General features: G+C 66.9%; 21 protein-coding genes. 11 read left to right on the forward strand and 10 right to left on the reverse strand.

What is annotated here, in order from left to right; translation table 11 throughout:
• Positions 1 to 82: 82 nt before the first annotated feature.
• The 4 genes from AB0L57_RS20245 to AB0L57_RS20260 form a co-directional block, all read right to left on the reverse strand.
• Positions 83 to 1,285 (reverse strand): amidohydrolase family protein, encoded by a 1,203-nt coding sequence (locus AB0L57_RS20245; protein WP_364964190.1) that lies wholly within the window; start codon positions 1,283 to 1,285, stop codon positions 83 to 85.
• A gap of 98 nt (positions 1,286 to 1,383) precedes the next feature.
• Positions 1,384 to 2,256, reverse strand: coding sequence for an SDR family NAD(P)-dependent oxidoreductase (locus AB0L57_RS20250; protein ID WP_364964192.1), 873 nt, complete (start codon positions 2,254 to 2,256; stop codon positions 1,384 to 1,386).
• Between the two features lie 22 nt (positions 2,257 to 2,278).
• Positions 2,279 to 3,460 (reverse strand): thiolase family protein, encoded by a 1,182-nt coding sequence (locus tag AB0L57_RS20255; RefSeq protein ID WP_364964194.1) that lies wholly within the window; start codon positions 3,458 to 3,460, stop codon positions 2,279 to 2,281.
• On the reverse strand, positions 3,457 to 3,882 hold the full coding sequence (locus AB0L57_RS20260) for an OB-fold domain-containing protein (protein ID WP_364964196.1): 426 nt from the start codon (positions 3,880 to 3,882) through the stop codon (positions 3,457 to 3,459). Before AB0L57_RS20260 ends, AB0L57_RS20255 begins: the two co-directional genes overlap by 4 nt.
• A 119-nt stretch (positions 3,883 to 4,001) precedes the next feature.
• On the opposite strand from AB0L57_RS20260, the gene AB0L57_RS20265 reads away from it, so the two are divergent.
• The 4 genes from AB0L57_RS20265 to AB0L57_RS20280 all read left to right on the forward strand — a co-directional run bounded on the left by AB0L57_RS20265 (position 4,002) and on the right by AB0L57_RS20280 (position 9,145).
• Positions 4,002 to 4,958 (forward strand): LLM class flavin-dependent oxidoreductase, encoded by a 957-nt coding sequence (locus AB0L57_RS20265; RefSeq protein WP_364964200.1) that lies wholly within the window; start codon positions 4,002 to 4,004, stop codon positions 4,956 to 4,958.
• 68 nt (positions 4,959 to 5,026) lie between these two features.
• On the forward strand, positions 5,027 to 7,294 hold the full coding sequence (locus AB0L57_RS20270) for a CoA transferase (RefSeq protein ID WP_364964203.1): 2,268 nt from the start codon (positions 5,027 to 5,029) through the stop codon (positions 7,292 to 7,294).
• 276 nt (positions 7,295 to 7,570) lie between these two features.
• Complete coding sequence (locus AB0L57_RS20275; protein ID WP_364964205.1) at positions 7,571 to 8,482, forward strand: alpha/beta hydrolase fold domain-containing protein; 912 nt, start codon at positions 7,571 to 7,573, stop codon at positions 8,480 to 8,482.
• Positions 8,483 to 8,611: 129 nt separating this feature from the next.
• The gene (locus AB0L57_RS20280; protein WP_364964207.1) at positions 8,612 to 9,145 is read left to right on the forward strand and encodes a hypothetical protein; all 534 of its coding nucleotides are present in this window, start codon (positions 8,612 to 8,614) and stop codon (positions 9,143 to 9,145) included.
• Positions 9,146 to 9,311: 166 nt separating this feature from the next.
• On the opposite strand, the gene AB0L57_RS20285 is transcribed toward AB0L57_RS20280, so the two are convergent.
• On the reverse strand, positions 9,312 to 10,487 hold the full coding sequence (locus tag AB0L57_RS20285; RefSeq protein ID WP_364964210.1) for an amidohydrolase family protein: 1,176 nt from the start codon (positions 10,485 to 10,487) through the stop codon (positions 9,312 to 9,314).
• Positions 10,488 to 10,730: 243 nt separating this feature from the next.
• Between AB0L57_RS20285 and AB0L57_RS20290 the strand changes: the two genes are divergently transcribed.
• The 3 genes from AB0L57_RS20290 to tyrS all read left to right on the forward strand — a co-directional run bounded on the left by AB0L57_RS20290 (position 10,731) and on the right by tyrS (position 14,927).
• Positions 10,731 to 11,807, forward strand: a complete 1,077-nt coding sequence (locus tag AB0L57_RS20290) for a Zn-dependent alcohol dehydrogenase (RefSeq protein WP_364964212.1) — start codon at positions 10,731 to 10,733, stop codon at positions 11,805 to 11,807.
• Positions 11,808 to 11,924: 117 nt separating this feature from the next.
• Positions 11,925 to 13,133 carry an amidohydrolase family protein gene (locus AB0L57_RS20295; RefSeq protein WP_364964214.1) on the forward strand — a complete coding sequence of 403 codons (1,209 nt, stop codon included), beginning with the start codon at positions 11,925 to 11,927 and terminating at the stop codon, positions 13,131 to 13,133.
• Positions 13,134 to 13,598: 465 nt separating this feature from the next.
• Positions 13,599 to 14,927 (forward strand): tyrosine--tRNA ligase, encoded by a 1,329-nt coding sequence (gene tyrS, locus AB0L57_RS20300; RefSeq protein ID WP_364964217.1) that lies wholly within the window; start codon positions 13,599 to 13,601, stop codon positions 14,925 to 14,927.
• A gap of 189 nt (positions 14,928 to 15,116) precedes the next feature.
• Here tyrS and AB0L57_RS20305 read toward each other — a convergent pair whose 3' ends face one another.
• Both AB0L57_RS20305 and AB0L57_RS20310 read right to left on the reverse strand, forming a co-directional pair.
• Positions 15,117 to 15,305: a ferredoxin gene (locus AB0L57_RS20305; protein ID WP_364964220.1), complete on the reverse strand. Its 189-nt coding sequence runs from the start codon at positions 15,303 to 15,305 to the stop codon at positions 15,117 to 15,119.
• 16 nt (positions 15,306 to 15,321) lie between these two features.
• Positions 15,322 to 16,122: an SDR family NAD(P)-dependent oxidoreductase gene (locus tag AB0L57_RS20310; protein WP_364964331.1), complete on the reverse strand. Its 801-nt coding sequence runs from the start codon at positions 16,120 to 16,122 to the stop codon at positions 15,322 to 15,324.
• Positions 16,123 to 16,302: 180 nt separating this feature from the next.
• On the opposite strand from AB0L57_RS20310, the gene AB0L57_RS20315 reads away from it, so the two are divergent.
• On the forward strand, positions 16,303 to 18,009 hold the full coding sequence (locus tag AB0L57_RS20315) for an amidohydrolase family protein (RefSeq protein ID WP_364964222.1): 1,707 nt from the start codon (positions 16,303 to 16,305) through the stop codon (positions 18,007 to 18,009).
• A 48-nt stretch (positions 18,010 to 18,057) separates the two neighbouring features.
• Positions 18,058 to 19,233 carry a thiolase family protein gene (locus AB0L57_RS20320; protein WP_364964225.1) on the forward strand — a complete coding sequence of 392 codons (1,176 nt, stop codon included), beginning with the start codon at positions 18,058 to 18,060 and terminating at the stop codon, positions 19,231 to 19,233.
• Between the two features lie 42 nt (positions 19,234 to 19,275).
• Here the strand turns inward: AB0L57_RS20320 and AB0L57_RS20325 are convergent, their stop codons facing one another.
• Both AB0L57_RS20325 and AB0L57_RS20330 read right to left on the reverse strand, forming a co-directional pair.
• Positions 19,276 to 19,686 (reverse strand): nuclear transport factor 2 family protein, encoded by a 411-nt coding sequence (locus AB0L57_RS20325; protein ID WP_364964228.1) that lies wholly within the window; start codon positions 19,684 to 19,686, stop codon positions 19,276 to 19,278.
• Complete coding sequence (locus AB0L57_RS20330; protein ID WP_364964231.1) at positions 19,670 to 20,380, reverse strand: helix-turn-helix domain-containing protein; 711 nt, start codon at positions 20,378 to 20,380, stop codon at positions 19,670 to 19,672. Before AB0L57_RS20330 ends, AB0L57_RS20325 begins: the two co-directional genes overlap by 17 nt.
• Positions 20,381 to 20,604: 224 nt before the next feature.
• Here AB0L57_RS20330 and AB0L57_RS20335 point away from each other — a divergent pair, with 224 nt between their 5' ends.
• Together AB0L57_RS20335 and AB0L57_RS20340 are read left to right on the forward strand one after the other, a co-directional pair.
• On the forward strand, positions 20,605 to 21,771 hold the full coding sequence (locus tag AB0L57_RS20335; RefSeq protein ID WP_364964233.1) for an SRPBCC family protein: 1,167 nt from the start codon (positions 20,605 to 20,607) through the stop codon (positions 21,769 to 21,771).
• A 43-nt stretch (positions 21,772 to 21,814) separates the two neighbouring features.
• A complete protein-coding gene (locus AB0L57_RS20340; protein ID WP_364964235.1) occupies positions 21,815 to 23,455 on the forward strand; it encodes an amidohydrolase family protein in 1,641 nt (546 codons plus the stop codon).
• A 59-nt stretch (positions 23,456 to 23,514) separates the two neighbouring features.
• Here AB0L57_RS20340 and AB0L57_RS20345 read toward each other — a convergent pair whose 3' ends face one another.
• Positions 23,515 to 25,014, reverse strand: a complete 1,500-nt coding sequence (locus tag AB0L57_RS20345) for an aldehyde dehydrogenase family protein (RefSeq protein ID WP_364964237.1) — start codon at positions 25,012 to 25,014, stop codon at positions 23,515 to 23,517.
• Positions 25,015 to 25,028: the final 14 nt, after the last annotated feature.

Below are 25,028 nucleotides of genomic sequence, written 5' to 3' on the forward strand. Positions count from 1 at the left end.
CTGTGTCGTCCAACCGGCCGGCGGTGTGCGCGACCGGCATCGGTCAGGCACACCGCCGTCGCCGGGTGGTCTCCGGTCCCGGTCAGTTTCGCTGTGGCGGGTCCAGGTTGTAGAGCCTGGTCGCGGTGTGCTGCAACACCTTCGCCACCGTCTCGTCCGGAATTCCGGTCAGTGAGCGCTCGATGATGTCGCGCGGGCTCGGTGACTCCGATGCCGGCCCGGGCGACAGGCTGGTGGCGTGCGGGAAGTCGGTCTCGAACATCAGATTGTCGGCCAGTTGCTCGATCACCGGCCGCAATGACCGGTTCTCGAACCAGTACATGCCATAGACCTGCCGGTTCATGTATTCGCTCGGCAACAGGCGGTCCGGATATTCGTGGTGCGCACCCACATTGAGCCACTGCCAGTCCATACTCTCGCCCAGGAAGGGCAACCAGCCGGCTCCGTTCTCCACCGAGACGAAGTTCAGATTCGGATACCGGTGACACACGCCGCTGACCACCACCTCGGCGACGTTCTGCGCGTTGCCCAGCAGGACCAGTGCACTCTCCTTGGTGAAGTCGAGCTTCTGCGACTGGTCGACCGCTCCCTTGAGATCATCGGGGTTGTTGAGGAATCCGACGTGGAAGTTCATCGACAGGCCCATGTCCTGGGCCTGGCCGAGCAACGGCTCCCAGTAGTCGTCGACCAGCCTGGGCAGGCCCACCTTGTCGTAGCGGGCGGCGAAAAGCACACCCTTGTGGCCCAATTCGTGGGCCCGCTTCATCTCGATGACCGATTCGTCGATGTCCCAGAAAGGCAACATCATCATCGGAACCAGCCGCCGCGAATCCGCCGAGCACCATTCCGCCAGCCAGTCGTTGTAGGCGCGAACGCATTCGGTGGCCAGCTCGTGCGGCATCTGGTTGAGGAACACGTGACTGTGGAATCCGAGGATGTTCGGATACATCACCTGGTAGTAGATCCCGACCTCGTCCATATAGGCCAGCCGTTCCTTGGCGTCCAGCGCGGCGGGGAATGCCTCGGACAGCTTCTTCGGATGCGACGGCGGGAATTCCGGCCATTTCGCTTGCGCGAACGCGCCCACACCGTAGAGCTTCTTGTCGCCGATGTACCAGTAGTCCTCTTGCCGCCGTTCGTGGAAGCGAACGTGCGGAACGAGATCGCCCCACTTCTTCGATATCCGTGCGGTCCACAGATCAGCCGGCTCGATGATGTGGGAGTCGACATCGGCGACCGCATATCGCTCACACAGGGCGGCTCCGGCGCCAACGGGGTCAGCCATCCCGAACTCCTTCTGTACCAGGGAGATTATTCAAATATGAGAGTGTTTACTTACTTACTCTAGAGTCCGGCGGCGCGATGTACAACAGTTCGCCGAACTCAGTGGCCGGATTCCGGTGCCGGCGGCTGGGCATCGGCCGGGTCGGGGACGCCGCGCAGATGCGGCGCCATCATCAACGGGGTCACGCTCAGAACGCCGGACTCCACCGGCAGCGTGACGCCGGTGATCCACCGCGCCTCGTCGCTGGCCAGGAAGGCCGCCGCCCAGGCCACGTCCCAGCCGTCGCCGGGGGAGCCCAGCAGCCCGGCCTCCGAGCGCATGGTGTTCATGAACTCGGCGCGCGGTCCCGGCGCCGACACCGACAGCACCATCGGAGTGGTGATGTGCCCGGGGGCGATGGCATTGACCCGAATGCCTTGGCGGCCATGGGAATACGCCATATCGACCGTCATGGCGATCAGGCCGCCCTTGGCCGCGGAGTAGGCGACCGTCCCGTCACCGCGCAGCGCCGAGATCGAGGAGATGTTCACGATCGAACCGCCGCCGCCCTCGGCCAGCACCGGTACCGCGTATTTGGATGCCAGGAACGCGGTGCGCAGGTTGATGTCGAAGGAGCGGTCCCAGTCGGCCTCGGAGACGTCGACGACCGTGCCGACCGCGGCCAGGCCGATATTGTTCACCAGGATGTGCAGGCCGCCGAAGGTGTCGATCGCGGTCTTCACCATGGCCGCACAGGACCGCGCCTCGGTGAGGTCGGCGGCGAACACCGCGGCCTTACCGCCCTCGTCCTCGATCATCCGCAGGGTCTGTTCAGCGCGTTCGGCATAGCGGTCGACCAGCAGAACGCTGGCGCCCTCGCGGGCAAGAGCGACCGCCGTCGCCTTACCGGTGCCGATACCGGGGCCGGGCGTGGACCCCGCACCTGTGACGATCGCGACCTTGCCGTCCACCCGGCCGGGACGTTCCACCATGGCTTGTCTCCTCTGTTCTCTTTCACCAGCGGGTCAGAAGTGCCGCGCCGGCCTCGATGCCGCCGACATTGGTCACTGCCGCGACCTCGGCGCCGGCGACCTGCCGGGCGCCCGCTTCACCGCGCAGCTGTCGCACCGCCTCCGCGGTGTGGCCGAATCCGGCGTGCAGCCGGCCCCCGGACAACTGCCCACCCCAGGTGTTGAGCGGCAGCTCACCGTCGAGGGCGATGCGAGCGCCGCCCTCGATGAACGCCCCGGCCTCACCGGTGCCGCAGAAGCCCATTGCCTCCAGCCACCAGATCGCCTCGATGCTGAAACCGTCGTAGAGCTGTGCCACATCGACATCGGCGGGGCGTAGACCGGTGCGTGCCCACAGTGCCGCGGCGGTGGCATGGCCGACGCGGCCCATGTCCTCCCACTGATCCCAGGCCGGGCGGCCGTCCACCACACCGGCCATCGCCTCGATGCGGACCGGTGCCCGCAGATCGGCGGCGGTGTCCGCGGCGGAGACGACGATCGCCGTGGCGCCGTCGGCGGGAACATCGCAGTCGAACAGGCACAGCGGCGAAGAGATCATCCGGGCCGCGAGATAGTCCTCGACCGTCAGCGGCTTGCGGTACACCGCGTCCGGATTGAGGGCGGCATGGGTGCGCTGGGTGACCGGAATCCACGCCAATTGCGCACGGGTGAGCCCGTATTCGTACATGTACCGCGTCGCGAAGGGGGCGATCTGGCAGACCGGGGACAGCATCCCGATCGGCAGCAACCAGGCCTGTGGACCCTCGGCCATCGGTTTGGTGGAGCCGTAGGCGGGCCGGCCACCGGCACGGCGCGCGGCACTGCCTTCCTTGACCGTGCGCCAGATGACCACATGCCGGGCCTGCCCGGTGGCGACGGCTTGCGCCGGACCGTAGAACGGCAGGGCCATTCCCTCCACCAGCCCCTGCCGCCAGCTGGTCTCGATGCGCAGTGCGTCCTGGACCTCATAGAGATTGCCGTTGGCGTATCCGGGCAGGTTGGCGACGCCACCGCCGGGAAACATCGCCAGGCCGTCGATATCGTCGACGGTCAGACCGGCGTCGTCGATCGCGGCGAGAATGGCGTCGAGCGTCAATTGCAGCCCCGAGCGATCCACTTGACGGGCGATCGCGGACTGCCCCACACCGGAGACGACGGCACGATGTTCGAACGGTTCGGTGCTCACGGCGCCCCGTCCGAATCCGCGGCCAGAAAGCTCGGCACGGCGACGTCGTCGGGGCCGGGTTCGAAGCCGATCTCGACCGGCATTCCGATCATCACCTGCTCCGGATCGCAGCCTCGCAACCTTCCGGCGACTCGGATGCCGGGATGTCCGGGAAACTCCACCAGCACGATCGCGTAGGGCACCTCGAGGTTCGGAAGCCAGCGCTGGTAGTTGACCGTGTAGCTGTAAACCGTTCCTGTTCCGGTGATTTCGACGAACGTGGGTTCGCGTTTGCGGCACCGGCGGCAGATCCCGCGCGGCGGAAAGGAATCGGCACCGCAGGAATGGCAATGCTCGACCAGCAACCTACCGGCGGCGGCGCCCTCCCAGAAGGGAGCGGTCTCCTCGGTGACCATCGGCGGGATACCAGGTTTCGCGTTCATCCGGCCTCCGCTGCGAGTGGTTCCTTGCCTACAACCACTATCATGATAAGTGAGCATTTGCTATCTTACGGGTAGTCGGTGCCGATCGGGCCCGATGCACTGCTCGCCGAAGGAGTCGGATGTCTGCCGACCACATCGTCTTCGGGGCAGCCGCGATGCCGGAACCGGATCGGGACTGGCTGGCCGCTGCCGAACGTCTGCCCATCGACTCGATCTGGCAGGGCGGCCACATTGTGCCGCCGAGTCCCACCGGGGAGGCGATCACGCGCCTGTCGCTGATGGTCGCATGGACCGAACGCGTCCGGGTCGGAACCGCGACCCTGCTGCTGCCGCTGTATCACCCGGTGATAGTCGCCAAACAGCTCGCCGACCTGGATGCCCGCTCGGGTGGGCGGGTGAGCGTGGGCCTCGGCGTGGGCGGGGAGTTCCGCCACGAATTCGAGGCCGTCGGGGTGCCGCTGTCCGAACGTGGGCCCCGCACCGACGAGGCCATGGATGTGCTGCGCGCACTCTGGCGCGACGAGCCGGTCGACCACGAGGGCACGCACTTCCGGTTCCGGGATCTGCACCTGCGCCCGGTCCGGACATCCGACGACGCCGCGTCCATGCGCCCGGGCGGCCCGCCGTTGATCGTGTCGGGCCGGAAGGGGCCGGCGGTGCGCCGCGCCGCGCGCCGGGGTGACGGCTGGATGCCGTATCTGATGTCGCCCCATGCCTACGCCCGCTCGGTGACGGCCATTCGCGCCGAGGCCGACGCGATCGGCCGCGATCTGACCGGATTCGAATGGACCATGTATCTGTACTGCTCGGTCCGCCGCGACGGTGACCGCGCCCGCGAGGAGGTGGCGGACTTCCTCGGTGGCGCCTACGGGGACAAGCCCGGCGCGATGCTGAACCGGATAGCGCCCGCCGGCACACCCGACGAGGTCGCGGTGCGGCTGCAGGAATACGTCGATGCCGGGGTGCGGCATTTCATCATCGCCCCGGCGACCCGGACCGACACCCTCGAGGTGGTGCGGCTCGCGGCCGAAGAGGTGCTGCCACGCCTGGAAGTGCCCGCCGAGATTGCTCGATGAGCATGTGAATACCGCTGTGCCGGTGCGCTTTCGGCTGAGCGAACCGGTGGTTCGAAAGGGATGTGATCATGCGTAGCGAACGGCCCTGCGCAGGGCTGACGGTAGTCGAGGTCGCGGTCGGGGTCAGTGATCTCGGACTCGGGCCGGCCGGTGGATTACCCGGCATGCTGCTGGCGGGGCTCGGGGCGGAGGTGGTGCGGATAGTCGGCGACGAGGTGCCGATCGACGCCGAGGTGCCGTGGGGGCGGGTGTGGCATCGCGACAAGCGCATCGTCACCACCGGCGATGTGGCCGAGATCGCCGAGGTGCTGAACACCGCGGATGTCGCGCTGGTCTACGGTCCGGAAGATTTGGTGGAAGCCCGGGGTCTCGGTTTCCGTGACTGCGCCGCGACCAATCCCGCACTCGTCTACGGCCGCTGCCGCCCGAGCCGCACCGAAGCCGGAATCGCCGAGGACTTCGGACTCCTGGTGGAAGCGCGTGCCGGATTCTGCTCACAGTTGGAAGGGCATCGCCGCGGGCCGATCTTCACCGATGTGCGCGCCGCCGGAATGGGCGCCGCCTTCCTGCTGCTGACCTCGATCTTCGCGCTGCTGCGCCGTCGCGTCGGCACCGGGGCGGGCGGTTGGAGTGAAACCTCGCTCTACGACGGCATGCTCGCCACCCTCGGCTGCATGATCGGCCGTTCCGAGCGGGCCGCGCCCGAGGTCGAATCCTATTGGGAACACGGCTCGACCTTCCCGAACTTCATGTACCGCTGTGGCGACGGTGAACTGCTGCAGGTGTGGTTCGGCGGTAAGGGAATGTATCGCGCGGTGATCGAGGTGCTCGGCGACGAGCCCAGTCCGGACGGGTATTACACCGATCAGACCAGCGGCAAACTGCAGGACCGGGCGAAACGCTGGACATCGTTCTTCGCGACCCAGCCGCGTGATGTGTGGGTCGAGCGATTGCGTGCGGCGGGTGTCGCCTGTGAACCCGTGCTGGGCCCGGGCGAGGTGCTGCGCGACGGGCACACCGTCGAAACCGGTCTGGCGGTGGTGCGTTCCGAGCAGGGCCACGAGGATCTGATGATGGGCTCGCCGTTCGAGATCCGGCCCCTGCGACCGGTGCCCGACGCGCCCGAACCTCCTCGAACGCGTGGTGCCGCAGGACTTTTCGCGGGCCTGCGGGTGGTGGACTTCTCCGCCTTCGTGGCCGGGCCGCTGGCCGCCGAGGTCCTGGCGGACCTGGGCGCCGAAGTGATCAAGATCGAGCCGCCCGGCGGTGAGGCGATGCGTGCCGCCGCCTATGCGGTCGCGGCCTGCCAGCGCGGAAAGCGCAGTCTGGCAATGGATATCAACGCACCCGAGGCGCGCCCGGTGGTCGAGAAACTGCTCGCCTCGGCGGATGTGGTGCTGCACAACTTCCGGGTCGGCGTCGCCGAAAGGCTGGGCATCGACGCGGACACCGTCGCCCGGCTGAACCCGAACGCCGTCCACTGCCATGCGAGCGCGTTCGGCGCCTCGGGCCCGCGCGCCGCCTATCCGGGCAACGACGCACTCATGCAGGCGCTCACCGGTTTCGAACGCGCGGTCGGTGGTGCCGGCAACGCACCGCTGGCGGCGACCTGGATCCCGATCGATATGGCCGGCGGCTGGGTGGCCGCCGCCGGAATCGCGCTCGGGCTGTACTGCCGGGCCGTGCGGGGACATGGGCAGCAAGTGGTGACGAGCCTGCTGGGTGCCGGAATGCTCATGCACAGCGGTGTTTTCGTGCGCGACGGCGAACTCGTCGGCGGCCCATCGCTGGACCACGACCAGACGGGCTACGGCCCCGGCTATCGCCTGTATCGCGGCAGCGACGATCGGTGGTTCGCACTCGTCGTCGCCGATCCCGAGTCCTGGCGTCGACTGGGCGAGCTCACCGAAGTCGATCTGGGACACTATGTTCCGCTTCGCGGCGGGCCGAGTGACGCCGCGGCCAGGGCGGTCGAACCAGTGCTCGAGGCGGCCTTCGCGCAAGCGCCCGCGGCCGGATGGGTGGCCCGCCTGCGCGCGGCGAAGCTGTTCGCCGAATCCGTGGAAGCCATGGACCGCAACGGTTTCCGCCACGCGATCCTCGACGACCCGGTGAACCGCCAGCTCGGCCGCGTCGTCGGCTTCCCCACCGCGGACTGGGGCTACTTCGAACAGATCGGCCCGCTCCTGCGCTCCGGCCCCGACGTCACCGGCGGCCCACGGCTGATGATCCCGGGTGTCGGTGAGCACACGACGGAAGTGCTGCTCGAGCTGGGATTCGACGAGAGTCGCGTGGACGAACTGATCGCCACGAAGGTGGTGCGTCAGCTGGAGTGAGTCGGCCCCTCCAGCTGGTGGACGAGACACCACCCTCCAGTCGTTGCGTCGCACATCCCGGCAGCGTCGACGCCGGTGCGCAGTCGACATCGGCGAACGGCTGATGTCGACCACATGACCGCGACCGGTTGTGGCAGGACAGGGCGACTCGAACGACACGTGACCTGCGGGGGCAACCGATAGTTGTGTGACGCCCCGCATCGGTTGTTTGCCACCTCGAGCTCCGGCTGTTTGCATTCCCGCGACGGGCACGGTGCGCGAGGTGGACGGAGCGATATGGAAATCGGACTGGGGCGGTTGATGGATGCGAAACTCGACGCCCATATCGAGGAGAGCAGGCGATTCAACGAGGCATCGAAAGCTGGTGTCGGACCGGCGAGTTTCGAAGAGCTGCACAAGGTTCGTTCCGGCCGGGCCGCCCCTTCGGCCGGGCGGGCCGAATCGCGCATCGCTGAACGCGACGGACATCGAGTACCGGTGCGGATCACCGTTGCGCGCGATACCGAAGTCCGCGGTGCCTGTCTCGACATCCATGCCGGTGGCTTCTATCTCGGCTCGGCCGCGGACAACGATGCTCGCAATGCCGCGCTGGCGGATGCCCTCGGGTTGGCGGTGGTGAGCGTCGATTACCGGCTGGCGCCGGAAAGTCCGTGGCCCGCGGCGCCCGACGACTGTGAAACCGTGGCGCTCTGGTTGATCGAGCGAGCCGAGTCGTTGTTCGGAACGACGCGACTCGCGATCGGCGGCGCATCGTGCGGAGCCAATCTGGCCATGACAACGCTGCTGCGCCTGCGGGATCGGGGCCTGGCAGATCGGTTCTCCGGGGCCGTCCTGCAGTTCGGCGCCTACGATCTCAGTGGCCGGTCTCCCGGCGGCGCATTGTATGCCGACGAGTACTTCATCGAGGCATACGCCGGTCATGTCGGCGATCGAACCGACCCGGATATCTCCCCGCTCTACGGAGATCTCCGTGACCTACCGCCGACTCTGTTGATCATCGGGGAATCGGATCCGGTGCTGGAGGACAGTCTCGCTCTCGCGGTCCGGCTCTCCGCCGCGCGAAACGATGTGGACATCCGGGTGTACCCCGAGTCCCGGCACGCATTCACCTTCCGCTCCACCGGTATGGCCGCCGCCGCTCGTGGGGATATCGAGGCGTGGCTTTCGCACCGTCTGAGCCGGCGGTGAACGCCCGCGGCCGGAATGGTGTGCCAATATGATCGAGCGGTGACGGACGAGAGCAAGCCGAAGGGGAAGGTCAGCAGGCGCTCGGTTGTTCTGGGTTCTGCGGTGGCCGCGGCAGGTGTCGGAGTCGGGGTGGGCGCGGCGAAAAGTATTGGCGGGGAGGAAAAGCCGTCGGCTGCCGAAGAGTCGTTCACGGTGGTCGACAAGCGCGGGAAGCAGCGATTGCTGATGTCGGCGCGTAAACCGCCGATCATATTGGGCGGCAAGACCTATCCCGCCGAGACCAGGCAGGGTTCGCCGGAGGTGACGTATCTGCTGTTCAATGACGAGAACGGCGATGAGAAGGGCGGCATCATCGCCGGGAGCAGCGACGCCATGATCTCGTTCGATTATCCCAATGGCGATGCGATTCACCTGGGCGCCAATTGGGAAGGCGAATCCGGCGGTGCAGCGTTGAGCATGACGCACCTCGGGGATGCGAAAGCGCCGCTGGAAGAGGCGGTCCATCCGCCCGGCGTACATCTGTTCGTCGACACCGAGCACGGAACCGGGCTGTTCCTGTGTGATCCGCAGGGGCGCCCGCGAATTCAACTGCTGGTCGCCCCGGACGGAACACCGTCGATCACCATGCTCGACGAGTCCGGCGCGGTGGTGAAACAGCTGTGAATCACGACAGCGCCGGTGTTCTCACACCGTGACGATCTCGATCCTCGCCCCGCACGACAATGTGAGGTCTTCGGGGTCGGAGGTGAGGATGGTGACCGGGCGCTGGGCGGCGATGACACGGCCGGATGCAGCCATGGCACGTGCCGCAGTTGCCCGAATCGGTTCCTCAGCTCAATCCGAGCAATGCCGCGGTGTTGCCCCGCAGCACCTGATGGCGCACCGTCGGATCGCAGGTTTCCAGCCGGGGCAGATAGTCCCGCGGTTCGCGCAACCCCTCCGGGTGCGGGTAGTCGGAGCCGAACAGGACGTGCTCGGGGCCGATGGCGTCGATCAGGTCGTGGACGTCGTCTTCGGGGAACGGGCACACCCACAGGTGCTCGGCGAGTGCTTCGCTCGGGCGGGGTGGGAGGGTGCCGCCCAGCATCGGCCCGCGGCGGCCCAGCGCGGCGGCCTTGTCGATCGTCTTGAGCAGTGGCCGTAGCCAATTCGAGCCGTTCTCGATGGAGACGATCTTGACTCCCGGATGGCGGCCGAACAGGTTGTGCAGGGTCAGGGCGATGAGGGTGTCGACGACCGGGCGCTCGGTGTTGCACAGTGCCCATTGCAACGGGGACTGCTGATGGGAGGGATTGTCGGGGTTCTCCGACCAGTGTGTTCCGTAGAAATGCTGGTAACCACTGTTGGATACGTGGAACACCACGGGAATTCCGGCATCGGAGACGGTGGCCCAGAACGGATCGAAGATCGGGTCGGCGGGGGAGTGGCCCGCGATCGGCCCGGGGCACAGGTGGACCATGCGCGCGCCGGCGTCGATCACCCGATGCAACTCCCGTACCGCCTCGTCGATATCGAGCAGTGACAGCATCGGCACGCCGAACAGGCGGCCGTCCGCGCCGTAACCCCAGTCGTCCTCCAGCCAGCGGTTGAATGCGCGCAGGCTCGCGTAGGTGAGATCGATGTCGTCGCGCAGGTCGTACTCCACGGCCACGCCCATCGTCGGCAGCATCAGCGTGGCGTCCACGCCCTGCTCGTCCAGTACCGCGAGCCGGGCCTTGCGATCGGCGAATTCCGGGTGGTCCTTCGAGGTGACGACCTCGCGATGGGTGAAGCCCTCGGCGACTCCGCCCACGAAAAGGCCCTGCAGCGCGCCGGGCGCCGAGGCGTAGTCGCCGGGCATCACGCTCATGAAGGTGCGCTGCTGCCGCAGGAAGATTCGGCCCAGTCCGTCGTCGCCACGCCGCACCCGGATGGTGCGGTCGGCGAATCGCGACTCGATATGGCGTGAGAAGCAGTCGTCGGATTCGTAGTAGTGCCCGTCGGCATCGATCAACCCGTATTCCATCGCTGCGCTACCTCCGGAAGTGCCCGTCGACAGGGGAAGTGGGCCCGCAGTAAGTGAGCACACAGTTACTAACTTGGCATCGAGGGTAGAAGATGTCAAGGTCGCGCCCGGTTCACCGGCGAGACGGTGGCGAATTGCCGCCGAGACGGCCGCCGCCCTCTTAATATGAGTGAGCACTCGCTTGATTCAGCGACGACGCGGTGGTCCGCGCCGTGTGTCCGAACGATTCGTCAGAGGTATGCAGTGAAAGTCGTAGTCGCCTACGAGGTCGGCCAGTCCCTCGAAATCGAAGATCTGCCCCTTCCGGAACCCGGGCCGCACGATGTGGTGGTCCGGCTGTCGGCCAGCGGTATCTGCCATACCGATATGAATGTGATCAATGGTCTGTCGCCACTGCCGCTGCCGATCGTCCCGGGGCACGAGGGCTGTGGAGTGGTGGAGGAGGTCGGCTCCGAGGTGCGGCGGGTGAAGGTGGGCGATCGGGTGCTCGCCTCGGTCACTCCGGCGTGCGGGCAGTGCTGGTCGTGTGTGAACGGGATGTCGAACCACTGTGAACTCAATGCGGAAGTCAAGGCCCAGAAGCGATTCCAGCTCGCCGACGGCCGGCTCGCCGCGGCGGTGTGTGGCTGCGGGACGTTCGCCGAGGCGATGGTCGTACACGAGGCGTCGGTGGTGGCGGTTCACACCGATCTGGCCGATGAGCAGCTCGCCCTGCTCGGCTGCGGGGTCACCACCGGACTCGGTGCCGCGCTCAATACCGCAGGGGTGACGCCGGGATCGTCGGTCGCGGTGATCGGCTGTGGCGGGGTGGGGCAGTCGGTGATCCAGGGGGCTCACATCGCCGGCGCCGCCACCGTCATCGCCGTCGATCCCATGGCCGGGCGCCGGGAGGCGAGCCTCGGTGTGGGAGCCACGCACACCGTCGATCCGGGCGACGGCGATCCGGTGGCGCAGGTGCGCGCGCTCACCGGCGGGCGGGGTGCCGATTACACCTTCGAGGTGGTCGGCCGGCCCGAACTGGTCACCCAAGCCGTCGATATGGCCCGGGTGGAGGGTGTGGTCACGCTGGTGGGCATGCCCGCAACCACCGATGTGCTCACACTGCCGGCGATCTCGACGGTGTTCTCCGGCAAGCGGATCGCGGGTTCGGTGGTCGGCGGCGCGCAGATCCTGCGTGACTTCCCGCGCTTCATCCGGCTCGCCGAGTCCGGCCGGCTCGATCTGGGATCGATGATCACCCACCGCATTTCGCTCGATGAGATCAACAAGGGCATGGCGTTGCTGTCGAGTGCCGAAGGGGTGCGCACGGTCATCGTCTGAATCGGGGAGGGAGTGGGCGCGAGGCCGCAACGAATCGTCATCTGCCCTGGCGCCGGGCACGTTCTCCCGCTACCTTGTATGTAAGTATTCGCTTTGTTACCGGAGTTGGGAGATCCCATGTCGTTCAGCTGGTTCATATCGGTTGATGACCATCTCATCGAGCCGGCGCGGCTGTGGCAGGAGCGGTTGCCGGAGAAATGGCGCGAGACCGGACCTCGGATCGTCCGGGAGGGCAAGTCGGAATTCTGGGTGTACGAGGATCGTCAGATCGTCACCACCGGCTTGAACGCCGTCGCCGGCAAGAAGCGTGAGGAGTTCTCGCCCGAGCCGATCACGTACGAGGAGATGCGGCTGGGTTGCTACGACCCCGCGGCGCGCGTGGCCGATATGAATCAGGGGCATGTGCTGTCGTCGATGCTGTTTCCCTCCCTGCCGCGCTACTGCGGACAGATCTTCCACGAGGCCAAGGACAAGGAGCTCGCACTGCTGTGCGTGCGCGCCTGGAACGATTTCATTCTCGAGGAATTCGCCCAGGCCTATCCGGGCCGGTTCATTCCGATGATGATCATCCCGCTGTGGGATCCGGTGGCCGCCGCGGCCGAGATCGAGCGCACCGCGGCCCTGGGCGCGAAATCCATTGCCTTCTCGGAGAATCCGACGAAACTCGGGCTGCCCTCGATTCACACCGACTTCTGGGATCCGGTATTCCAGGCCTGCAACGACACCGGATCCGTTGTCTCGATGCACGTGGGCTCCTCGTCCAATATGATCCGGACCTCCGAGGACATGCCGACGCTGGCCTTCATGGCCTACTCGGCGGCCGCCAATCAGGCCGGCACACTGCTGGATTGGTTGTTCAGCGGAAACTTCGTGAAGCATCCGAATCTGAAGATCGCGCTGTCGGAGGGCTCGATCGGCTGGATCCCCTACTTCCTCGAACGGGCCGAACAGGTCGTCGACAAGCAGCGTTTCTGGGCGTCACGCTTCGACATCAGCATGAACGCCACGCACGAGCGCGGTGAGGAGAAGGGGGCGGCCACCTTCGATCTCGACACCGATATCCGGCGGCTGTTCCGTGACCACGTATTCGGCACCTTCATCGAGGACCAGGCCGGAATCCGATTGCTGGACATCATCGGTGAGGACAATGTGATGCTGGAATGCGATTACCCGCATTCGGACTCGACCTGGCCGGACACCGTGCAGATGGCCGGCAAATGGCTGGGCCACCTGCCACAGGACGTGCAGGACAAGATCACTGTCGGCAATGCCTCGCGGGTGTACAACTTCACCCCGGCGGACCCGGCGTCGATTCCCGAGTCGTAGGCCGCTGGTCCCCGAGGGCGTCCGCAGGTGGATCCTGCGGACGCTCTTTTCGTGTTCGCGGTGTCGATGGTCGGACTCCTCGGAGGGTGCACCGACAGGCCGTCGTGGTGACCCGGTTCGAGCGCTAGTATGGCCTGATCGAAGCCGTAGGAGGCATGAGCAGTGAACCGATATTGATCGCAGTCGCTCACGTGGCACACCGAAACGGGTTGTGGCACTCGGGCTCATCGCCCGCAAGCGACTGCTGATTCGACGGTTCACAGCATCCTGGAGCAGGATCAGGACTCCGCGGCAGCAAGGTATTCCGAGTCGAACGCGCCGTGCCGTTCCAGCCGGTGAATTCGCCCGGTCACCTCCGCGGCATCGGCGCCTCGCTGTTCCGCCGCCGTTCCCAGCAGATCGCTCGAGTGTCCACACCCGCGAGCTCAGATCAGCCGACCGCATCCGATGGGAACAGGAACACACATGATCGACACCAGTACACAGCTCGGTAGATCACACGCCGCGCTCATGAAAATCCTCATGGACGCACCGGAATTGCGCGATGGGCAGCAACTCGATGCCATCCTCGCGATCCTCGCGGATCGTCGGGCGACCGCACTCACAGATCTGTCCCCCACCGAGCAGGCGTCCTTGATCGCCGGCCGCACCCGGGAACTGCTCCCCTCGGTGGATCGGCTCGGTGAGCTGCTGGCGTCGGCGCGAACCGAAGGCCGGCGCTTGACCGTCAAATTCGGCATCGATCCCACCGCCGCCGATATCCATCTGGGGCACGCCGTGCCGATGATCGTGGCCGGCCGGCTGCAGCGGATGGGGCATCGGGTGGTGTTCATCGTGGGGGACATCATCGCGAAGATCGGGGACCCCACCGGCCGGGTCGCCGACCGGCCACCGCTCACCGACGACGACATCCGGCGCAACATGGCGTCCTACCGACAGCAGGCGGCCCCGTTTTTCGACTTCGACCGTGCCGAGTTCAGGAACAACAGCGAATGGCTGGCGGAGTGCACACTTCCGCAACTCATCGGTGTGCTGGAGCAGATCCCCCTGTCGTCGGCGCTGCAACGCGAGGACTTCCGCAATCGGCTCGGCGCCGGCAGCGGGCTCACCATGGCCGAATTGTTCTACTCGGTCGTCATGGCGCTGGACTCGGTCGCGGTCGCGGCGGATATCGAACTCGGTGGCCTCGACCAGCTGCTCAACATGCAGATGTGCCGCCGGGTGATGGAGAACCACGGGCAGACGCCGCAGATCGTGGTCGCCACCGGACTCATCGAGGGCACCGACGGCACCGGCGCCAAGATGAGCAAGAGCAAGGGCAACTACATCGGACTGGCCTTCGAGGCGACCGATGTGCACGGCAAGCTCATGTCCGTCCCGGATCGCCTCCTGCCCGACTACCTGCGCGCACTGACCGAACTGCTCGATCCCGAGATCGCGGTGATCGCGAACATGATGGCGGACAGGAGAATTCATCCCATGGGGGTGAAAACGCTGCTCGCCTCGGACCTGACGGGCGCGATCCACGGTGCCGACGCGGCCACCGCCGCACGCACGGGTTTCCGGGCCCAATTTTCCCGGAAACGTTTCTCCGACGTGGTGGACGTGGCGGTGATCGACCGCTCGGAACACGCCGGTACCACCATCGCGCAACTGTTCGTCGAGGTGACCGGCCAGGTGCCGAGTGTGAATCGGGTTCGCCGCACCGCGCGGGACGGCGGCCTGCGCCTGGTGGCCGAGATGTCCAGTGGGGAGCGGGAATCCGTATCGCTGAACGAGGACATGCGCGGCTGACCGTCGCCGAGTTGGTGGCCGCGCACGCGAGTGTGCTGGGCACTGTCGGCGCTCGGGTGTTCATCCGGTCCGGACGGTCGCTGCTGGAACTGCGCTGACCCGGACGATCGGACCGACGAATTCCGTTGGGGTGGTGCGAAGAACGAGGTGAGTTCGCCGGCAACTCGCGATGCCGGGCGCATTTCCGGTTCAGTCGATCGTGATCGCCCGCTCGGGGCAGTTGTCGGCGGCCTCCTGGGCCCGCTCGGCGAGTTCGGTGGGTACTTCGGAGACGAGGGCGCGGCCGTGGCCCTCGTCGTCGAGTTCGAAGACCTCCGGGCAGATCTCCCAGCAGCGGGCGTGGCCCTCGCAGCGGTTGGTGTCGACGGTTACGTTCATGGTCGTCCTCCGGGGGTCAGTAGGTGGCCGACAGGGCCCAGGGGCCGTCGGGGAACGGGCGGCCCAGCAATTCCATGCTGTAGGTGATGCGGCCGGTGTCCGCGCGGGAATTGCACAGCACCACAGCCGCTTCGGCCATCGCATCGTCCGGTTCCACCGGGGTGTTGTCGGGAGTGTGGGGGGAGACCACGGCCACCCCGGGTGTCATGACCAGCCCGGAGGTGCCCAGGCAGTTGATCCGGACGCCGGTGCCGTACACCTCGGCGGCCAGTCCGGTGGTCAGGCGGTCCAGCGCCGATTTGCACATGCCGTACGGCACGCATCCATCCGCCGCCCACTCCGGATACGGCGGGCCCAGCGGGTGGCGTGCCTGCTTGGAGGTGATGTTGAGGATCCAGCCGTGACCGCGCTCGATCATGCCGGGAATCGCCAACTGGCACAGCCGGAACGGCGTGTGCACCATCATCTGGAACATCAGGGCGTAGCGGCTGGGGCGGATGTCGAGCGCCGGGCCGTAGAAGTTCACACCGGCATTGTTGACCAGGGTGTCGATCGGGCCCAGTGCCTCCTGTGCTCGCGCGACGATCGTCTCGACCTCCGCGGGCACGGTCAGATCGGCGCGAATGGCGGCGGCCCGGCCGCCGTGGGCCTGGATGCCGGCCACGACCTCCTCGATCGAACCGGGTAGTGCCGAGGTTCCGGGCTCGGCGGTGCGGGCCACCACGGCCACTGCCGCGCCCTCGGCCGCGAAACGTTCGGCGATCCGCTGCCCGATTCCGCGACTGGCGCCGGTCACCAGCGCCGTGCGGCCGTCCATCGATCCCACGTCGACTCCTGCGATCTGCGTACCGGAACCGGGTTCCGGACGTCTGGCGTTTGCAAGTAAGTACCTACTTTCTCACGGTACCCGGTGATATGCGAGCCTTTCAGGGGTTATGTTGAGTGAGTACATGCTTACTCGAGCTCGGTCTGCCCGCACCGGGAAGGATGGAAAACCATGCATGACATCGTGATTCGCGGTGGGGACGTGGTCGACGGAACGGGCGCTCCGCCTCGTCGCGCGGATGTGGCGATCGACGGGGACCGGATCGCGGAGATCGGTCCCGATCTCGGTTCCGCGCGCCGGCAGATCGATGCGTCGGGCCGGTTGGTCACGCCCGGATTCATCGATGTGCACACCCATCTGGATGCCCAGCTGTTCTGGGATCCGCTGGCGACGCCGTCGTGCTACCAGGGCGTCACGAGCGTGGTGATGGGCAACTGCGGCGTCACCTTCGCGCCGGTGCGTCCGGGGCAGGAAGGATATCTGGCCGCGATGATGGAATCGGTGGAGGACATCCCCGCCGATACGATCATGGCCGGTTTGGACTGGGGCTGGCAGACCTACGGTGACTATCTGAAGACCGTCGGTGATCGCGCTCTCGGTGTGAATGTGGGCGGCCTGGTCGGCCATGCCGCCCTGCGCTACTACGTGATGGGCGAACGCAGCCTGGACGAGGCGCCCGCCACCGCCGAGGACAGGGCCGCGATGGCCGCGCTGGTCGCCGAGGCGATAGACGGTGGCGCACTGGGCTTTTCCACCTCCCGCACCTACATGCACACCGTGCCCGACGGGCGCCCGGTGCCCGGCACCTTCGCCGACGTGGCGGAGTTGTCCGCGATCGCGGGTGTATTGGCCGAGCGCGGCCGCGGCACCTTCCAGGTGGTGCCGCGCATCGGCGAGCGTGATGGCGCGGATCGGGCGAACTCCCGCGCGGAGATGGACTGGATGGAGGCGGTGAGCCTGGCATCGCGACGGCCGCTGACCTTCTCGATCATGCAGAGCGACCGCCGTCCCGGCCTGTGGGCGTGGGTGATGGAGCAGACCGCCGCCGCCCGGTCGCGTGGTGCCGATCTGCGGCCGATGACCGCGGTGCGAGGCAGCGCCATCGTGTACGGCATCGCCGGTCGCACGCCCTACGACGCGCTGCCCACCTGGTCGGAGGTGATGGCCGAGCCGACCGGTGTCCGGCTGGAGATGCTCGCTCTCGGCGAGATCCGGGCCCGCATGATCGAGGAGGCCGAGCGCCCCTCGGAGGCGTCGGGTCCGCTCGCCCCCAAGGACCCGGCGAAAATGTATCTGCTGCCGCCTGGTTCGGCCGCCTACGACGTCGGGCCGGACAACAGCCTGGCCGCCGAGGCGAAGCGGCGCGGGGTCAGCGCCGCGGCCGCGTTCATCGATTACACCCTCGAGACGGCGGGGCTGGGCCTGCTGTACTACCCGGTGCTCAATCAGGACCTCGACGCCGTGGCGAGCATGATCACCAACTCCGACGTCGTACTCGGCGTCGCCGATGCGGGCGCGCACGTCGCGCTCACCATGGATGCGGGCAACTCGACCTATTTTCTGCGGCATTGGGTGCGAGACCGGGAATTGCTGAAGATCGGCCCCGCGATCCGGCGGCTGACCGTCGATGCCGCCGACCTGTTCGGCATCGCCGATCGTGGCGTCCTGGCGCCGGGCGCGTACGCCGATGTGAACGTCATCGATCTGGACAATCTCGATCTGTTCGCGCCGCGGATGGCATCGGACTTCCCGCTCGGTGCCCACCGGTTCGTCCAGCGGGCGCGCGGCTACGACTACACGCTGGTCAACGGCCGGGTGCTGGTGGATCACGACGAACTGACCGGTGCGGTCCCCGGCCGGCTGGTCGCCGCCCGTTGAGCATTGCCCGCGGATGGGCCGCTGGGTACGAAGAAGAAGGAGACACCCATGAGCCATGAGGCCGTGATCATTTCGGGCGCTCGCACGGCGATCGGGACGGCATACAAGGGTTCACTGACCGAAACCGATCCTTTCGTGCTGGGTACGGCCGTCGTCGCCGAGGCGGTCCGGCGTGCGGGGGTCGATCCCGACACCGTCGACGATGTCGTCCTCGGCGAATCCCTCTACGGCGGCGGCGCGATCGGCCGCTATGTCGCGATCGAGGCGGGGCTGGTGAATGCGCCGGGGATCGCCCACAACCGGCACTGTGCCTCCGGACTGTCGACATTGCAGAGTGCCGCGGCCTCGATCATGTCGGGAATGGACCGGATCGTGGTCGCCGGGGGAGTGCAGTCGAGTTCGACCGCGCCCAAGGTGAATCGGCGAATTCCGGGCAGCGCGGAGTGGGAAGAGGATTGGCTCGCCCCGAGTCACTGCGAGACCCCCGATGCCCCGGTCCGTGACATGTCGATCACCGTCGGATGGAATGCCGCGGCCAAGGCCGGGATCAGTCGCGCGCGCATGGACGAGTGGGCGTTGCGCTCCCATCAGCGTGCCATCGCGGCGATCGATGCCGGCAGCTTCACCGATGAGATCGTGCCGATCCAGGTCACCCGCGGCGACGGGGCCACGGTCACCTTCGCCGTCGACGAACATCCCAGGCGCACTTCGTCATTGGAGAAACTCGCGTCATTGAAGCCGCTACATCCCGACATCGACGGCTTCAGCATCACCGCCGGTAACGCAGCGGGCGTCAACGATGCGGCCGGTGCCGTGGTGGTCGCCGATCGCTCGGTGGCGCGGGCGCGGGGTATCGAACCGCTCGCCGTGGTGCGGGCGTGGGCCTCGGTGGGCCTGCCGCCCGCCGACACCGGCCTGGCGCCCGCGCCGGCGATCGAGAAGGTCCTCGACCGTGCCGGTCTCGGGGTTTCCGATGTGGCGCTGTGGGAGATCAACGAGGCTTTCGCGTCGGTCGCGGTCGCCGCGACCGACACGCTCGGGCTCGACGAGAACACGGTGAATGTCCTCGGAAGTGGTTGCAGCCTGGGGCATCCCGTCGCCATGACCGGCACCCGGATGGTGCTGAGCCTGGTGCACGAACTGCGGCGGCGCGGCGGCGGCATCGGTGTCGCGGCGATGTGCGCGGGCGGTGGGATGGGGACCGCCGTGGTGCTGGAGGTCTGAGCAGCGGTGCGGCGGCCGGAAACTGTTCGGCCGCCACACTTCTCAGGGCTCGAGGGTTGCCAGCAGGGCGTGGGTGTCCTGCTGGAACACCCGGATCTCGCGAACCATCCCGTCGGTGAAGGAGAACAGTTCGACCACGTCGACCGTGGCGTGGCGGCCGGACTCCAGGGCCGTCCAGGTCTGCGTGGTCAACTGGACGACCGCGTCGTCGGAGCCGAAGATGCGTGGGTTGTCGATGCTGCGTTCCCAGTACCGCCCGAAGGATTCGCCCATGGCGGCCACACCGGCGTGCCCGTGATAGCTGCCCCCGTGGGGGAGCGACAGTGGTTGTTCGATCCGGATCTCCGGGTGGAACAGTGCCAGTGCCCCCGCGCCGTCACCGGCGGCGAACCGCCGGGACAGCTCGGTCACGATCGCCAAGCCGCCGGCCGGTGAATCATGCTGTGTGCTCATCGGATTCGGCTCCTTCGATCACCGGGAAGAATCCCTTGACGGTGCCCTCGCTGATCAGCGTGACGGCCCGGTCACGCTCGGCCTTCTTGGCCGTGCCGTGCCGGGTCTCGAGGGCTTGCATCAGGGCCATGCCCATCACGGCCCGTGCGGAGATATCGGGGGATTCGAAGTGGAAGCCGTAGCGATCCTCGACCTCGCGCCAGGCCTCCGCCAGCCGGTCCATCGCGGCGGCGAAGTTCTCCCGGTAGAACCGCCGCGCCACCTGTGGATCGCCGAACAGTACGAGGCCCAGCAGGGGCAGCACCTCGTCGAGGGTCGAAATGAGCTGGCGGTACAGGCCTTTGAGGGTATCGAGCTGGCGTTGCGGGGTCAGCGGCTGATCGCGGTCGACGATGGCGGTCGCGGCGACCAGATCGTCGACGGCGGTCTTCAGTGGCTCCACCACCGCCTCGAAGAACAGCTGATCCTTACTCTCGAAGTGCCGGTAGATGATTCCCTCGCTGATACCGCTGTGCTCGGCGATCATCTTGACCGTGGTGCCGTTCATGTCGCCGGTCTCGCTGAAGGCGCGGCGGGCGGCGGCCAGGATCGAACTCTTGCGGGCTTCGGCGGTGAGCCGCCGGCGTACCGGCGGTGCGCTCCCCGCGGCGCCGGCCGGGCTCGTGGATCGTCCCGTCGTCGTGGTTCTGGCCACGATGCCTCCTCGTTTCCGGGGTGGATACGCCGGTGGCGATCGGCGTGGTGAGTGGGTACACACTTTATCCTAATGTGCAGACGGTGACACCGGTTGAGCGACATGGAGAGGAAACGTTTCTCCAGGTAGCTGCCGGTATGAGCATTTCCTTGCAGAGTAAGTAATCACCCTCTAAGCTCCTATGTGACCGTCCTTCGGGTCTGAAGTTTCGGGTGGAGTTTGTTATGGACAGGCAAGCGCTTGAACACGGCCTCGCGCGCCGATTGCTCGACCACATCGATGCGGGCAGTACCGATCTCGCGCCGGACATCCTCGAGTTGCCGACCGATATCTATTCCGAGGCCCGGCACGCCGAGGAATTCGATGTGTTGTTCCGCGGACATCCGCTGGTGCTGTGCCTGTCCGGGGCGCTGCCGCATCCGGGGACCTATCGCACTGTCGATCTGTGTGGTGTGCCGGTTCTGTTGACGCGCAACACCGATGGCCGTGTCCGCGCCTTCGCCAACGCCTGCCGTCATCGCGGTGTGCGTGTGGTCGACGGCGCCGGTGCGCGCAGCCGCTTCGCCTGCCCGTTCCATTCGTGGACCTACGACCTCGACGGCGCACTCGTCGCGGTGCCCGTGGAGGAAGCTTTCACGGGAATGTGTTTCGAGCGCAAGGGACTTGTCGAGCTGCCCGTCGCTGAGGGGTACGGGCTGATCGTCGGGTCGTTGCGTCCGGGGCCGGCGCTGGATGTGGAGGAATATCTCGGCCCCGGCCTGGTCGACGAACTCGCGATGCTCGACTTCGCGGACTGGGAGATGTACGGCGAGCCGCATGTCCACCGGGTCGCGGCCAACTGGAAGGTCACGCTCGACACCTTCCGCGAGAATTACCACTTCCGCTTCCTGCACCGCAAGACGCTGGCCAAGTACGCCTACGGCGGCGTACTGACCTTCGATCCGTTCGGCCGGCACCTGCGCAACTGCTCGGCACTACGTTCCATCGACGAACTGCGCGATACCCCCGACGAGCGGTGGGGGGACGTGATGGGGCACATCAGCCTGCAGTACGCGCTGTTCCCGAATACGAGCCTGACCTTCGACAGCCGCCACCTGGAACTGTGGCAGATCGTGCCGGTCGACGCGGACAGCTCCGATGTCGTGCACAGTACCTATCTGCGTCCCGATCTCAGCGACGAGGAGCGGGCCAAGACGGTCGACATGGCCCCGTGGATCTGCGAAACCGTCGTCGACGGCGAGGATTTCTGGGTAGCCGGGCGTACCGAACCGGGGATCCGGGCCGGGGTACTGGACACCATCGTCTTCGGCCGCAACGAACCCGCGCCGCAACATCTGCACCGGGGCTTCGAGGATGCGCTGGCGGCTGCGCGTGCGCCGCGCGAAGGCTGAGAATCCCGCTCCACCAAGTTGATACGAATCGATCGGAGGACCCATGGATCTGTTGCTGCGCCGAGCCTGGCTGGTCGACGGAAGCGGCGATCCCGGCCGGGCCGCCGACGTCGCGGTGACCGGTGACCGCATCACCGCCGTCGCCGGGCCCGGCGAACTCGCCCCCGAGTCCGGTACCCGGGTCGTCGATCTCGACGGGCTCACGCTCGCACCGGGTTTCATCGACATCCACACCCATTACGACGCCCAGATCCTGTGGGACGGAGACCTCACTCCGTCCTGCTGGCACGGCGTCACCACAGTGGTCATGGGCAACTGCGGTTTCGGTGTCGCGCCGACCCGGCCGCCGCATCGCGAAATCATCGTGCGCACACTGGAAAACGTCGAAGGCATGTCGATGGAGGCACTCGATGCCGGAATCGACTGGTGCTTCGAGACCTTTCCGCAGTATCTCGATGCGCTCGAGCAGCGCCGCAAACGACTGAATGTGGCCGCGTTCCTGGGACATACACCGTTGCGCCTGTTCGTGCTCGGCGGTGAGGAGCGGGCGGCGACGCCCGCGGAACTCGACACCATGCGGGCTCTGGTGCGCGAGGCGGTCGCGGCGGGCGCGGTCGGACTGTCGACCTCGCGCCAGCCCGCACATCAGGGCGCGTTCGGCCGGCCGGTGCCCAGCCGCTTCGCCGAGGTCGACGAAGTCGACGCGCTCGCAGCCGAATTGGGCGCCGCGGGCAAGGGCATCCTGCAGGTGTCCATCGGGCCCGGCATGTTCGTCAATCAGTTCTCGGATCTTTCGGTGCGCTACGGCATTCCGGTGACCTGGACGGCGCTGGTCGCGCGCGCGGACAAACCCGGTGCGGCCATGCGCACGGTCGAACGCGGCGGTGCGCTGCCGGGGGAGGTGTACCCCCAGATCGCGTGCCGTCCGATCGTCATGCAGGTCAGCCTGGCCGATCCGGCGCCGCTGGGCGAGATCGACGAATGGAAGGAAGTGCTCGCCCTCCCACGTGAGGAGCGCGCCGCCCTCTACCGGGATCCGGCCTGGCGTGCGCGTGCCCGGTCCAGCACCCTGGCCGCCTGGGCGCATCGGTGGCCCAAGGTCGCGGTCGAGGAAACCGTGATCGATCCGGACGCCGTGGGAATTCCCTTGGACCGCTTGGCAACCGAACGCGGAACCACCGCCTTCGATCTGATGCTCGACATCGCGCTCGCCGACGACATGGCCACCAGGTTCCGGGTGGTGCTCGACAACGACGGCGACGACGAGATCGGCGATCTGCTGGCGGACAAGCGCACCATTCTGGGCCTGTCGGACGCGGGTGCGCACGCCAGCCAGCTCTGTGATGCCTGCTATTCCACGCATCTGCTGGGTCATTGGGTGCGCGAGCGCAAGGCCATCCGGCTCGAGGACGCGGTGTGGCGGCTGACCGGCCAGCCCGCACACGCCTTCCGGATCCGCGAACGTGGCCTGGTCCGGGAGGGATACTTCGCGGATCTGGTGGCCTTCGATCCGGAAACCATCGGCACCAGCCCGATCGAGCGGGTCTACGACCAGCCCGGCGGCGCGGATCGGCTGGTGGTGCACAGCACCGGCGTGCGGCACATGTGGGTCAACGGTGTCGAGGCCAGGACCGAGGGTGTGGATGTCATCGAGACCTCGTCCGGGCGTCTGCTGCGAAGCTGAACGATGCCGAAAAGCCGAGGACCGCCGGATGTCCGGCGGCCCTCGGCTTTTCGGCGCGGTCAGTCGGTGTTGATCCACACCGACTTGACCTCCAGGTACTCGTCGAGTGAATGCGGGCCCATCTCGCGCCCGTATCCGCTCATCTTGTATCCGCCGAACGGCACCGCCGGATCGAACAGCAACATGGTGTTGACCCACACCGTGCCGGTGCGCAGCATCCCGGCCAGCTTGTGCCCGGTGCCGATGTCGCGCGTCCAGATGCCACCGGCCAGGCCGTATTCCGAGTCGTTGGCCCGCAGCGCGACCTCGTCCAGGGTGTCGAACGGAAGCACACACGCCACCGGCCCGAAGATCTCCTCGCGGGCCACCCGCATCTGGTCGCTCACATCGGCGAAGACGGTGGGCTCCACGAAATAGCCCGCGGCCAGTTCCCCGGAATCGATGCGGGAACCCCCGGCGGTGGTACGCACCCCCTCGGCCGGTCCGACCGCGAGATAGTCACAGACCCGGTCCAATTGCCGCCGCGACACCAACGGCCCGATCTTCGTCTTCGGGTCGAGACTGTTGCCCACCGCCAGCGATCGCGCGAAATCCGAGAGACCATCGACGAATTCGTCGTAGACCGGTCGCTCGACGAAGATACGCGTTCCGGCGCAACAGGTTTGGCCGGAATTCGAGAACACGCCCATTCCGGCTCCGGGGATCGCTTTGCTCAGATCGGCGTCGGCGAACACGACATCGGGAGATTTGCCGCCCAGCTCCACCGAGACCCGCTTGAGCGTGTCCGCGGACGAGCGGATGATCTCGCGGCCCACCGCCGTCGATCCGGTGAACGCGATCTTGTCCACCTCCGGGTGCACGGTCAGGGCGGCGCCGATGCTCTCCCCGGCACCGGTCACGATGTTCACCACACCGTCGGGAATGCCGATCTCGCCCAGTAGTTCACCGAGACGCAGCGCGGCCAGACTCGCCTCCTCGGCGGGTTTGAGCACGAGGGTGCATCCGGTCGCCAGGACCGGGGCGATCTTCCATACCGCATTGGCCACCGGCCGGTTCCACGGCACGATCGCGGCGACCACCCCGACGGGTTCGCGGACCGTGTAGCTGAACACCGATCCGGGAATCGAATTCGGGAGCGTCTCACCGTGGATCTTGGTGGCCCAGCCGGCGTAATACCGCAGGACCTCGGCCTCCCAGGCCTTGCTGCCGGGGCGGCGGCGTCCCAGCGGTGCTCCCATATCCAGTGCCTCGAGCAGACGCAGTTCGTCGAAATGCTCCTGCACCTTCTCGGCGAACGCCCACAGCAGAGCTTGGCGATCACGTGGAGAGAATGTCCGCCACGGGCCCGAGAGCGCCGCCCGTGCCGCGGTGACCGCACGATCGGCGTCGGCGGCATCGGCGGCGGCGAGTTCGGCGATGACCACACCGGTGGACGGATCGATGCTGGTGAAGGTCTGTCCCGCGGCCGCTTCCTCCCACCGGCCGCCGATCAGCAGACGTTTGGCGCGACCGTCGAGAAATGCGGGGAGCTGCGTGTGCGCTCGCGTGCTTGTCGACATGGAAATCCTTCCTG

Source organism: Nocardia sp. NPDC052254 (assembly GCF_040679495.1).
In the GTDB taxonomy this organism is placed as follows: domain Bacteria; phylum Actinomycetota; class Actinomycetes; order Mycobacteriales; family Mycobacteriaceae; genus Nocardia.